Source organism: Lysobacter niastensis (assembly GCF_031457115.1).
Lineage (GTDB): Bacteria > Pseudomonadota > Gammaproteobacteria > Xanthomonadales > Xanthomonadaceae > Lysobacter_J > Lysobacter_J niastensis_A.
Genome location: NZ_JAVDVY010000001.1, coordinates 51,047 through 63,814, shown reverse-complemented (window position 1 = coordinate 63,814; position 12,768 = coordinate 51,047). Strand labels below are relative to the sequence as shown.

Annotated in this window: 9 protein-coding genes; 3 read left to right on the top strand and 6 right to left on the bottom strand. The window is 69.4% G+C overall.

What is annotated here, in order from left to right; translation table 11 throughout:
• Window positions 1–83: 83 nt before the first annotated feature.
• The 5 genes from J2X06_RS00315 to J2X06_RS00295 are packed head-to-tail and all read right to left on the bottom strand — an operon-like array spanning window position 84 to window position 3,156.
• Window positions 84–365, bottom strand: a complete 282-nt coding sequence (locus J2X06_RS00315) for an STAS domain-containing protein (protein ID WP_310056762.1) — start codon at window positions 363–365, stop codon at window positions 84–86.
• Between the two features lie 2 nt (window positions 366–367).
• On the bottom strand, window positions 368–1,042 hold the full coding sequence (locus J2X06_RS00310; protein WP_310056759.1) for an MlaC/ttg2D family ABC transporter substrate-binding protein: 675 nt from the start codon (window positions 1,040–1,042) through the stop codon (window positions 368–370).
• Entirely contained in the window at window positions 1,039–1,590 is a 552-nt protein-coding gene (gene mlaD, locus J2X06_RS00305) for an outer membrane lipid asymmetry maintenance protein MlaD (protein ID WP_310056756.1), read from the bottom strand. Before mlaD ends, J2X06_RS00310 begins: the two co-directional genes overlap by 4 nt.
• Before the next feature lie 28 nt (window positions 1,591–1,618).
• Entirely contained in the window at window positions 1,619–2,368 is a 750-nt protein-coding gene (locus tag J2X06_RS00300) for an MlaE family lipid ABC transporter permease subunit (protein ID WP_310056753.1), read from the bottom strand.
• Entirely contained in the window at window positions 2,368–3,156 is a 789-nt protein-coding gene (locus J2X06_RS00295) for an ABC transporter ATP-binding protein (protein ID WP_310056751.1), read from the bottom strand. Before J2X06_RS00295 ends, J2X06_RS00300 begins: the two co-directional genes overlap by 1 nt.
• Window positions 3,157–3,397: 241 nt before the next feature.
• Between J2X06_RS00295 and recC the strand changes: the two genes are divergently transcribed.
• The 3 genes from recC to recD are packed head-to-tail and all read left to right on the top strand — an operon-like array spanning window position 3,398 to window position 12,149.
• Window positions 3,398–6,706, top strand: coding sequence for an exodeoxyribonuclease V subunit gamma (gene recC, locus J2X06_RS00290; protein ID WP_310056749.1), 3,309 nt, complete (start codon window positions 3,398–3,400; stop codon window positions 6,704–6,706).
• On the top strand, window positions 6,703–10,326 hold the full coding sequence (gene recB, locus J2X06_RS00285; protein ID WP_310056747.1) for an exodeoxyribonuclease V subunit beta: 3,624 nt from the start codon (window positions 6,703–6,705) through the stop codon (window positions 10,324–10,326). Before recC ends, recB begins: the two co-directional genes overlap by 4 nt.
• A complete protein-coding gene (recD, locus tag J2X06_RS00280; protein ID WP_310056745.1) occupies window positions 10,323–12,149 on the top strand; it encodes an exodeoxyribonuclease V subunit alpha in 1,827 nt (608 codons plus the stop codon). The genes recB and recD overlap by 4 nt, the downstream gene beginning before the upstream one ends.
• Window positions 12,150–12,250: 101 nt before the next feature.
• Here the strand turns inward: recD and J2X06_RS00275 are convergent, their stop codons facing one another.
• The gene (locus J2X06_RS00275) at window positions 12,251–12,676 is read right to left on the bottom strand and encodes a DUF2784 domain-containing protein (RefSeq protein WP_310056742.1); all 426 of its coding nucleotides are present in this window, start codon (window positions 12,674–12,676) and stop codon (window positions 12,251–12,253) included.
• Between the last annotated feature and the right edge of the window lie 92 nt (window positions 12,677–12,768).

Genomic DNA, 12,768 nt, shown 5'->3' with positions numbered 1-12,768 from the left:
AAGGCGCATCGTCACAGTTTAAGGTGCCCGGGGCATGGGGCGCCCGCGCGCGAATGGCCGCGCGCGGAACGCTGTGTCCGCAATCAGCTGGCGAAAGCCAGGCGCGGATCGAGGCGGTAGGCGGTGCGCAGCTCGGCCAGGCCCGAAGGCGTGCCGATGACGTCGGTGATGCCGACGCGCTCGCACAACTCGGCCAGCAACGCCAGGCCGGCGCTGTCGACCGAGCTGACCGCGCTCAGGTCCAGCCGGCGCAGGCCGTTGCCGGGCGAGCGCAATTGCGGCCAGAGGGCCGCGACAGCGGCGCGCTCGAGCGCGCCACCGAACACGAGGGTGTCACCGTCCTGGCGGACCGTCGCGTTGGCCATGGTCAGTTGGTGCTGGCCTGGGCCTGCAGCTTGCCGGCCTTGATGTCGGCGGCCACCTGCGGGATCGACTTCTGCTTGAGCGGCGTGTCGAACTGGTTGCGGAAGGTCTGCACGAAGCTCACGCCCTCGACCATCACGTCGAACACCTTCCACTGCGTGCCGACCTTGCGCATCAGGTAGTCGACCGGCACCGGCTCGGCGCCCTGGCGCAGGTACTCGCTGGACACCTTGACGATGGCGCCGCCGCGAAGCGGGGTTTCCGATTTCACGCGCACCTTGAGCTTGGTGTTGAGGTCCAGCAGCGAGGAGCCGTAACGCTGCATCAGGCTGTCGGCGAGCGCGTCGGCGAACACCTTGATGTCCGCCTCGGAGGCGCCGCGGCCATGCACGCCCAGCACAAGGCGGGCGGAATAATCGCGGTCGAAGATGTTGTTGAACTCGCTTGCGACGAACTGGCGCAGCGCGGCGCGGTCCTTGGTGAACTCGGCGCGGCGCGATTCCAGCGTGGCGAGGATGCGGGTGCTGTTGCTCAGCACCAGCTGGCTCGGCGTGCCCGTCGCCGCGGGGGTAGTGGCGGCGGCCGGCGCGGCCTGCTGCGCCAGCACGGCGGCCGGAGCAGCCACCAGCAGGGCCGAAGCAATGACGATGGACAGCGTGCTGTTCAGGGTGCGCTTCATGGTTTCTTGGTCTCGTCCGTGGGGGAAGCCTCGTCCTGGAGGTAAGCCGGGACGTCGGCGGGCTGGGCGGCATTGTCGGCGGGCTTTGCGCCACCGCCGCTGAACATGTATTTGCCGACCAGCTGGATCAGGTCGACGGCTGATTGGGTCAGGTAGATCTCGTCGCCGGGCTTGAGGGCTTCCGGGTCGCCGCCGGGGGTCAGGCCGACATAGCTCTCGCCCAGCAGGCCGCTGGTGAAGATGCCCGCGGCGGTATCCGAAGGAAGCGTGTTGTAGCGTTTGTTCACCGCCAGGGTGACAACGGTATCGAACTTGACGGGATCCACGTCGATCTTGGCGACATGTCCGATCGCCACGCCACCGATTTTGATCGGAGCATTCGGCCGAAGTGCGCCGATCGTCGAGAAACGTGCCGTCAATTCGTAGGTATCGCCGGAGACTCCCCAGCGCCCGTTGGTGGAGGCCAGGGCCAGCACCAGCAGCGAGGCCAAGGCCAGCAGCAGGAAGGCGCCGACGGCGAATTCGATACGGGGGGCGCGGATACTCATCGGGTCACCATGGAATCAGGCCGGCGCTTCACTGGAACAGGAAGGCCGACATCACGAAATTGAACATCAGCACCAGCAGCGACGCGTTCACCACCGCACGGGTGGTCGCGACCGAGGTGCCCTCGATGGTCGGCTCGGCATGGAAGCCGACATAGGCGGCGACCAGCGCCGCGGTGCCGCCGAACACGGCAGATTTGACGAAGCACATCAAAAAGTCGTCGACGAAATCGACGCTGTCCTTCAATACCTGCCAGAACGTGCCCGAGTCCAGGCCTATCACGTGCACGGACTCGAAATAGCTGGCGCTGATGGCCAGGCTGCAGAAGAAGCCGGTCAGCAGCGGCATGCTGATCACAGCCGCCCAGAAGCGCGGTGCGACGGCCTTGCCGACCGGGTCGATCGCCATCAGGCCGAGCGCGGTGATCTGGTCGGTGGCGCGCATCAGGCCCAGTTCGGCGGCGATCGAGGAGCCGGCGCGGCCGATGAACAACAAGGCCGTCAGCACGGGGCCGAGTTCGCGGTACAGGCCGAGGCCAAGCATGGCGCTGACCTGGCCCGAGGCGCCGTAGGTATCGAGCGCCCGATAACCCAGCAACGTCACCGAAAGGCCGACGAACGCGCCGCCTACGGCAATGATTGGCAGCGAACGTGCGCCAATCTTGTAGATCTCGCGCACCAGCTCCCGAAAGAAGTCCGGGGTCGGTTTCGATGCGCGGAACACCGACAGCGAGAACAGGCCGGCACGGCCGAGCGAGCGGGTCGCGGCGACAAAGGGCATCAGGCGGCCTCCGGGGCACGGGGGGCGGCATCGAAGGCAATGGGACCGTCGGGTTCGCCTTTCAGGAACTGGTGTACCAGCGGGTCCTGACTGGATTCCAGTTGCGACGGGGTGCCCGAGAAGACGATGCGGCCGTTGGCGATGACGATGGCCTGGTCTGCGACGGGCAGTGTTTCGTGGACGTGGTGGGTCACGACGATGCTGGTCAGGCCGAGGGTGTCGTTGAGCCGGCGCATCAGGTCCATGACCACGCCCGAGGCGATCGGGTCCAGGCCGGTGAGGGGTTCGTCGTAAATCATCAGCGGCGGGTCCAGCGCCAACGCGCGCGCCAGGGCGACGCGACGCGCCATGCCGCCGGACAACTCGCGCGGGAAAGCATCGGCGGCGGCGCGCAGGCCGACGGCGTGCAGCTTCATCAGCACCAGCTGGCGGATCACCGCGTCGGGCAGGCGGGTATGGGCGCGCAGCGGCAGCGCGACGTTTTCGGCGGCGGTCAGGTCGGTCAGCAGGCCATTGCCCTGCAGCAGCACGCCGATGCCCTTGCGCAGTTCGAGCAGGTCGCGACGGCGCTGCGGCACCGACTGGCCCAGCACCTCCACCGTGCCCGCGGCCGGCGCCAGTTCGCCGGTCAATGCCGCCAGCAGCGTCGACTTGCCGCTGCCCGAAGGACCCAGCACGGCGACGATGCGGCCGCGCGGCACTTCCAGGTTGATGTCGCTCAGCACGGTGCGTCCGCCACGTTCGAGGCGGAGGTTGCTGATGCGGACGATGGGGCTTTCGTTCGTCATTCGCAGGGCGTGCTTTTCCAGGCGTTCCCTTCCAGGGCGTGCAAGGCGTATGTGGCGGCGCCGGATACAAAGTCCGGAAGCTTGGCCATGGACGGCTGAACGGGAACCGAGGCCGGCATTGTCGCAGGTTCGGACCCGTATGCTCGACACGACGGAGGTCACGGTCCTGCAACGGTGCGCTGCATGTCCGGAACAAGGTGCGTCTCGGCGAATGCGACAGCACTCCGGCAAGATAGCCGCGATGCCCGGCCGCCCCGACTTCCGTCTCTACCATTCCAATGCCCTGGACGTGCTGGCCGAGCTGCTCGCGGCGCAGCTGCGCGAGCCCGTGCCCGGCCGGCCACTGCTGACCCCGGACACGGTGCTGATCCCGCAGGTCGCGATGCGGCGCTGGCTGCAATCGACGCTGGCGCGGCGTCATGGCATCGCCGCCAACCTGCGCTTCCTGACGCCCGGCGAGTTCGTGCGCGATGCGCTCGACGCCAACGTGCCCGGCGCCAGCGAGGACCTCGACGCGGCGGCATTGCAATGGCGGCTGTACGCACAATTGTCCGAGCCGTCCGCGCTGACCGGCCGCGCCTTCGCACCGTTGCGCGAGTACCTGTCGGGCGAAGACCCGCTCAAGCCGTGGGCATTGTCGGGCGAGCTCGCCGGTATTTTCGAGAAGTACCAGGCCTGGCGACGCGACTGGCTGCTGGCCTGGGAGTCCGGGCAGGAGCCGGCCGATGCGCAGGCCGAACTGTGGCGCCGCGTCGCCGCAGGCCGCCACCACCGTGCGCGACGCCTCGACGATTACCTCTCCCGCTTCGGCGCGCCCGACGGCCCATTGCCGGCGGGAATGCCGGCGCGGATGTTCGCCTTCGCCACGCTCAACATCTCGCCCGACGTGCTGCGGGTGATCGCCACGCAGGCGCGCGCGGGCACGTTGCATTTCTATGTGCCCACGCCGTCGCACCGCTATTGGGGCGACCTGCCGGGCTACGCGCAGCGCCTGCGCGACGATGCCGCCACCGGCGACGACGACAATCCGCTGCTCGCCCACTGGGGCGCGGCCGGCCGAGACTTCATGGCGGTGCTCGGCGGTTACGAAGTCGTGCATCCCTCCCAGGAAATCGAACGCTACGCCGATCCGGAAGCGCTGGACGACGATGCGCCCGAACGCGACACCCTGCTCGGGCGCATGCAGCGCGACCTGCTGCACCGTCGCGCGCCACGGCCCTGGCGCAGTGAGGTAAAGCGCGACGACGCCAGCGTGCAGGCGCATGCCTGCCACACGCGGTTGCGCGAGGTGCAGGTGCTGCATGACCGCCTGCGCGCGCTGCTGGACGATCCTCGCTTCGATCCTCCGTTGCAGGCGCGCGAGATCGCCGTGATGGCGCCGGACATCGACCCGTACCGTCCGCACATCGAAGCCGTGTTCGGTGGCCTGGGCGGCAGTCGCGACTACATTCCGTACGCGCTGGCCGACCTCAGCCCGCTCGCTGGCGAGCCGCTGGCCGAAGTATTCATTCGCCTGCTCGCCTTGCCGACTTCGCGGTTCGGCGTGAGCGAAGTGCTGGATCTACTTGCCACGCCGGCGCTGGCCGAAGCGGCGGGATTGGACGCTGCGGGCCTGGAACGACTGCGAAGGTGGCTGCACGAGGCCGGCGCGCGCTGGGGCCTGGATCCGGATCACCGCGCGCGGCACGACGCGCCCGCGGACGACGCCTACACCTGGCGCTTCGCGCTGGACCGCTTGTTGCTCGGTCACGCCTGCGCCGATGACGCCGACATCGCCGGCGTCGCGCCGTGGATCGAACTGGAAGGTCGCGCTCTGGATGCGCTGGATGCGCTGATCCGCGTGCTGCGCACGCTCGCGCGCCACGAACGCCTGCTCGGCCGCGCGATGGCGCCAGCACAATGGCGCGACGTGTTGTTCGCGTTGCTCGATGCCCTGTTGCCGGAGCATCCGCGCACCATGGGCGACCAGCGCGCGATCGAGCGCCTGCGTCGCCAGATAGATGCGTTCGCGGCCAGCGCCGACGAAGCCGGCTTCGAACGCGCCGTGCCGGCGGAGGTGGTCCGCGCATATTTCCAGCAGGCCCTGGCCGAATCCGACACGCGTGCCCCGCTGCTGACCGGTGGCGTCAGCTTCGCGCGGATGGTGCCGATGCGCCTGCTGCCGTTCCGGGTGATCTGCCTGCTCGGCATGAACGACGGCGACTACCCGCGCCGCGACCCGGCCGGCGGCCTCAACAAGATGGCGCTGGAACTGACCACGAAAGCACGACGCTTCGGCGACCGCTCGCTGCGCGACGACGACCGCTTCCTGTTCCTGCAGTTGTTCGCCTCTGCCGGCGAAGTGTTCTACGTCAGTTGGCTCGGCGCCGATCCGCGCGACGGCAGTGCGCGTGAACCGTCCGTGCTGGTGTCGGAACTGCTCGATGCCGCGGGCGACTACCATCGCGCGCCCAAAGCGCGCCGCGAACTCGTGCTGCACCATCCGCTGCAGCCGTTCGCGCCCCGCGCGTTCGGCATGGCCGACGAGCCGCGACATTTCAGCTACCAGAAAGCCTGGCACCCCGCGGCCGATGCGTTGTGCGGCGCGCGCAGCGTGCCGGCGCCCTGGTTCACCGACGTGCTGCCCGAAGCGGAACCGGAGCAGGAGCTGCCGCTGATCGCGCTGCGCCGTTTCCTCACCGATCCGGCCGGACAGTTCCTGCGCCAGCGCATGGGCCTGCGCCTGCCCGACGAGATCGCGGCCAGCGACGATCTGGATCCGCTGACGACACCGGCGAGCGGCCTCGACCGATGGAGCCTGCAGCAGGTCGTATTCGACGCGTGCGTCGAGGGCGATGTCCTCGCCCTGGCCGCGCGGCTGCGAGCCCTCGCCGTGCTGCCGTCCGGCCCGCTGGGCGAGCGTCAGCTCGCCGAACTCAAGGCGGGCGTGCAGCCGTTCGCGGCGGCTTTGCGGCAGTGGCGACAGGGCGAGGCGGAGACGCGTCCGTTCGAGCTCGGCCTCGATGGCGTGCGCTTGTACGGGCACCTCGACCACCTTTATCCGCACGGCGCGCTGCGCATGCGGCTGGACGCACTCCACGGGCCGGCGCAGATCGCGCATGGGCTCGACTGGCTGGTGTTGTCCGCGTTGGGCGACCCGCGCCCGCTGGCACAACTGGCGCAATGGGACGAAGGCCCTGGCGTCCGCCTGCGCCCAGCGATCCCCAAAGCGCAGGCACGCGCCGCGCTGCGCGAACTGCTGGCGCTCTACCGTGAAGGCATGCGCGAGCCGTTGCCGATGCAGGCACGGTCGGCGTGGCTCTGGTACGACGCACCGCGCGCCGACGAATCCGGCGAAGCGGCGGCGTGGAAGGCGGCGCGTGAGCAATGGTTCGGCGACGACCGCCGCTGGGGCGAGGTGGACCAGACGGCCGTGCAACTGGCGCTGCGTGGGCGCGATCCGTTCCTCGACGAACTCGACGGGGCACGCTTCCGCACGTTGTCGACGCGCCTGTTCGAGGCCGTGGTGCATGGACGCGCGAGCGACGTGCACGCCGGGGAGGTCGCATGAGCGCCGTCGCGCAGGACGCCTTCCTCGACCTGCCGCTGGACGGTGTGCGCCTGATCGAGGCCAGCGCGGGCACCGGCAAGACCTTCACCCTCGCGACGCTGGTGACGCGCCTGGTGATCGAGCGCGGCCTGCGGGTTGGCCAGATCCTCGCGGTGACCTATACCGAAGCGGCCACGCAGGAGCTTCGGGAGCGCCTGCGCCTGCGCCTGGAACTGGCCGCACGGCTGGCGAACGAAGTCGCGCTGATGCCGACCTCGCTCGCCGACGACGACAGCGAAGCGGCCGTCACGCGCGAGCTGATTACGCGGCAAGCCCGGCACGAAGACCCGCTGGCGCTGGCGCGGCGCTTGCGGCAGGCCGCACGCGAGATGGACCTGGCGGCGGTGTTCACCATCCACGGCTTCTGCGCGCGTGCGCTGGCCGAACATGCCGTCGAAGCAGGGCAGCCGCTGCTCGCGCCCGAGCTGACCGGCAGCGAACGCGAACTGATCGACGCCATCGCAACCGATCTGTGGCGTTCGCTCGGCGCCGATCCTGTCGATGCCGAACTGCTGCAGGCGCAATGGCGGACGCCACAAGGGCTGGCCGGCGACCTCGGTCGCCTGCTGTACGCGCCGCGAATAGAACCTGCGCCGCCCGCGCTCTCGACCGATCCATTGCCGCGATTGCGCGCCGCCGCCGATGCGCTGCGCGCCGCCTTCGCATTGCATGGCGATGAGGCCTGCGCAGCGCTGGACTTCGCCATCGAATCGAAGGTGCTCAACGGGACTACGTACAAGAAGGGGCTGCCGGCCGAGCTGATGTGCGCCCTCGCGCGATGGTGCGAACTTGGCGCTGCCGCGGCACCGGTTCACGATCGCATCGACCGCCTGACGCCGCAGATGCTGGCGGACAAAACCAACAAGGCGAAGTGCGGTCCGCCGTTGAAGACTCCGGTCTCACCGCTGTTCGACGCGGTCGCGCACTACGTGGCCGTCGCGAACGAGCGAGGGTCCTGGCTGGGCGCGCAACGCCTCGCGCTGGTGCATCGCGTGCGCGAGGAGGCGACGCGCAGGCTCGCCGCGCTCAAGCGATTGCGCCGCGAGCAGACCTTCGACGATCTCATCGCCAACCTGGCGCAGGCGCTGGAGGGGCCGCACGGCGGCCGCCTGGCCCAGCGGCTGCGTGCGCAGTACGCCTTCGCGCTGGTCGACGAATTCCAGGACACCGATCCGCGCCAGTGGGCGATCTTCGAGCGCGTGTTCGGCGCGGACGAAGCGGGCGCCCCGGCGCTGTTCCTGATCGGCGATCCCAAGCAGGCGATCTACCGCTTCCGCGGCGGCGACGTCCACACTTATCTCGGCGCCGCCGAACGCGCGCTGCGCGCACCGGCGCTGGACCGAAACTTCCGCTCGCGGCCGTCGCTGCTGCAGGCGGTCGCCGCGCTATATGACCGCGCGGGCGAGTCCGCCTTCGTCGACGAGCGCATCCGCTTCCGCGATGTCGAACCCGGCGGGGCAGTGCGGGACGACGACTTCCAGCGCGATGGCTGCACCGCTCCCGCAGTGGTCGTCTGCTCGCTGCCCGCGCCTGATGACGGGCGCAAGAAGCCGCAATGGCTGGTGGGCGAGGCCCGTCAACTCGCGTCCCTGGCCTGCGTAAGCGCCATCCATGCGCTGCTGCTCGATGCGCGCGAGGGCCGTTCGGTGCTGCATGAAAAGGGTCGCGCGCGGCCACCGCAGGCGGGTGACATCGCCGTGCTGGTGCGCAATCACGTCGAGGCGACGCTGATGCGCGAGGCGTTGGCGCTCACCGGTGTGCCGGCGGTCGCAGCCGGGCGGTGCAGCCTGTTCTCAACCGAGCAGGCCCGCGACGTGCTCGCATTGCTGGATGCGCTGCTGCGTCCGGACGACGACGCGCGGTTGCGCGGCGCGCTGGCGACCATGCTGATCGGCCTGGATGCCGACACGCTCAACCGCTTCGACGACAGCCCCGCCCTGCATCGCCATTGGCAATTGCGCGCGCTGGCATGGCGCGACCGCTGGCAGCGGCACGGGCCCTTGGCGATGCTGGGCGACGTCTGCGCCGAGCAGGCCCCGCGCCTGCTGGCGCTGACCGACGGCGAGCGTCGCCTGACCAACACGCTGCAATTGGCGGAAGTGCTGCAGGAAGCCGATACCCGCGCGGTGGGCGAGCACGGCCTGGTCGACTGGCTGCGCACGCAGATCGCCGAGGCCGACGACAACGACGAAACCCAGCAGTTGCGCCTGGAGTCCGATGCGCGTTGCGTGCAGATCCTGACGCTGCACAAGAGCAAGGGCCTGGAATTTCCGTTCGTGTTCATGCCGTTTGCGGCCATCGGGCGCGACAGTCGAACCGGCAACCTGTGCGAGTACCACGACGGTACGGGCCGCGTACTGCAGATACGAAGCGACGCGAGCCCCGCCGACACCGCCGCCTGGAACAATGCGAAGGCGCAGCAGGAGTCGGAGGAGCGTGGCGAAGACGCGCGCCTGCTGTACGTCGGCCTGACCCGCGCGCGTCATGCGCTGTGGCTGGCGACCGGACCGTTCGCGCAGGCAGACCTGAGTCCGCTGGCGAAGATGCTGGACGCCCCGGCTGATCTGGAAACGCAGCTGGGCGACGCGCTCGACCTGCAACGGCCAACGCTGCCTTTGACCTTGCCGCGGCCATTGCCGCCGGAACGAAGCGATGCCGTGCCCGTCGCCAGGACGGCGCGACGCACCGTCTCGCGGGACTGGTGGGTCTACAGTTTCACGCAGCTGGCCAACGAATCGGCGGGTGCGTTCGAGGCAGCGCCGCGCGCCGTGGCCGAAGAGGGCGGCGCGAAGGACGAGCCGGCGCCGGCCATGGCCGACGGCGACAAACGGTTCTCCGGCAGCCGCTTCGGCAACGTGTTGCACGGCGCGCTGGAACGGGTCGACTTCGCGGCCTGGGCGGACTGGCCGCACACGCCGCCGTCCGGTGCCGAACTCTTGCACCTGCGGGCGGCGCTGCATGGCGAAGGCTACGTGCAGGACGACATCGCCGATGGCATCGACGTGCTGGCGCCGTTGATCGGCAACACCCTCACCGTGTCATTGCCCGAGGGCAAGCGTCTGTGCGACGTGCCCGCAGAGGAGCGGCTGGCCGAGATGGAGTTCCATTTCGCCCTCCATTCCACTGCCGTGGCGGACCTGCTGGGGCTGCTGCATCAGTACGGCATCGTGCCGCAGCGTCACGCGTTCGGCTCCCGCGCGCGGCTGGAAGGCCTGATGACCGGCAAGATCGACCTGGTCTACGCGCACGCCGGCCGTTTCCACGTGCTCGATTACAAGTCGAACCGCCTGCCGGGCTATGACCGAGGCGTGCTGGCGGCCGCGATGGACGACAGCGAGTACACCCTGCAGGCGTTGCTGTATGCGTTGGCGCTGCATCGCTGGCTGCGCTTCCGGCTGGACGAAGCCTACGACTACGACACGCATTTCGGCGGCATCCGTTACCTGTTCTGCCGCGGGCTGGATGCCGGCGACGCGGCCTCGCCCGGCGTGTATGCCTGGCAGCCGCCGCGGGAAATGATCGAGCGGCTGGATGCGCTGTTCGCACACGGCGTGCTGGAACCGATGGAGGCCACGGCATGAGCCTGCTTGATGCACTGCTGCGCCAGGGAGCGTTGCGCCCCGTCGATCATGCACTCGCGCAGAGCCTGCGCCGGCTCGGTCAGCAGGACGGTGGGACGGACGACCATGTCCTCGTGGCTGCGGCGCTGGCGTCGTCCGCGGTCGCGCAGGGTCATGCCGGCCTCGATCTGGCGCGCCCGCATCTGGTCTGCGCCGCGCCGGTGGAATGGCCGGCCGTCGGGGAATGGGATGCGGCGTTGCGCGCTTCGCGCTGGGTCGCGCAGTCTCCTGCGGACGCGGCCAGCGCGCAGGCGCCGCTGGTGCTGGAAGCCGGGATGCTCTACCTGCGCCGCTACCGCGAGTACGAACGTCGGCTGGCGCATGGCTTGCGCCGGATCGCCGCCGCCGCACCGCAGGCCGGCGACCTGCAGGCGCTTGAGCCGTTGTTCGCCCTGCTGTTTCCGGATACGGGTGACGACGACCGCCAGGCGCGCGCCGCCGCGCTGGCGCTGTTGCGGTCGTTGCTGCTGGTGACAGGCGGGCCGGGCACCGGCAAGACCACCACCATCACCCGCGTACTGCTGCTGTTGATCGCCCAGGCGAACCGCGCGGGGCGGCCGTCGCCGCGCATCGCGCTTGCGGCACCGACCGGCCGCGCCGCCGAACGCATGGCCGAAAGCCTGCGCACCGCCGCAGGACAACTGCGCGCCATCGACGGTGTCGATCCGATCCTGTGCGATGCGCTGCCCGACACCGCCAGCACCTTGCACCGACTGCTCGGCACGATTCCCGACAGCCCGCGCTTCCGCCACGACGCCGACCATCCGTTGCCGTTCGACGTGATCGTGGTCGACGAGGCCTCGATGGTCGACCTGCCATTGATGTGCAAACTCGTGGAGGCCGTGCCGGAAGGTGCGCGCCTGATCCTGATCGGCGATCGCGACCAGCTCCCTTCGGTCGAGGCAGGCGACGTCCTGGCGGCGATCACCGATGCAGCCGGCGAGGGCGACGCGTTGCCGGCGTCGCTCGCGCAGGCGCTCTCGCCGCTGTTGGGTGTCGTGCCGATGCTCGAAACCGAAAACGCCGGGGTTCTTTCCGGCCATCGCGTGCAGTTGCGCCGCGGCTACCGGCAATCGCAATCGCTGGACCTGGGGCCACTCGCCGATGCCATGCGCGCAGGCGACGGCGATGACGCCATGCGTTTGTTGCGAAGCGGCCTGGCAGGGGTCAGCTTCCACGAGGACGTGACCGATCCTTTGTCAGGCGCCTCCCGGGAAGCCCTGCTGTCGTCGTGGCGCGCGTTGCTGGACCTGCACGATCCGGCGTTGGCGCTTCAGCACGCGCGACGCCTGCGCCTGCTGACCGCTTTGCGCGACGGCGCGCAGGGCGCGAATGTGCTTAACCAGCGCATCGAGGAGGCGCTGGCGGGAACGCAGCGCGACCCCTATTTCCACGGCCGCCTGCTGCTGGTCACCGAGAACAGCTACCGCCATGGCCTGTTCAATGGCGATATCGGCGTGTGCCAGCACGATGCCACGGGCATTCCGGTGGCCTGGTTCGCCGGCGGTGAAGCAGGCGTACGCGGCTTCCATCCCGCGTCGTTGCCCGCGCATACCGGTGCGTTCGCCATGACCGTGCACAAGGCGCAGGGTTCGGAGTTCGACTCGGTGTGGCTGCTGCTGCCACGCCAGGATGCGCGCACGCTGTCGCGAGAACTGCTCTACACCGCCATCACGCGGGCACGCAGCCAGTTGCATGTGTGCGCCGGCGAGGACGCGCTTCGCGCGGCATTGGTGCGGCATGCCGAGCGCGTGTCGGGGCTCGCCTGGCGGCTGCGGGACTAGCCGACGAAGCTGCCGCGGCAGGCGCGCTCATCTTCGACTTCGGCGCTGCGCGCTTACGCGCCAGGACGAACGGTGAGAAATGGTTTGCGTCCCGAGGTGGGTCATCCACGCGAACGGGCCACGCGCGGTGGATAACGCCACCACGCCAGGACGACGAGCAGGCCGAACGCGGTATAGGCGACGGCGAACACCCACTCGGGCGCCGTGAAGAACATCAGGCGCTGTAGCCAGTACGCCACGAAGCTCTGGTCGTGCGACGCCTCGCCTGCCTGCTCGCGCAACCACGCTTCCAGCGTGGTCAGCGGACACACCATGCCCAACCACGACTGCGCCGCGACCACGCCGATGGCGACCAGGTGGGCCATGCGGAACCACAGGGCATTCACCCACGGCCACGTCGCCAGGCGGTTTCCGACGAAGACCAGCACCAGTCCGCCAATGACGAACAGCACCACACCGAAGTGCACGGCCAGCACCATGTCGGCGAGCAACGGGTAGGGCCATGCGGCGGACATCGCGGTGGACATCGCAGTGCCTGGGATTCTGCGCTGTGGCTGGCGATGCAGTCGCGACACACGTCCGCACCGCCAGCAGACCCTCGCCGGCGCGCGCCGGCGAG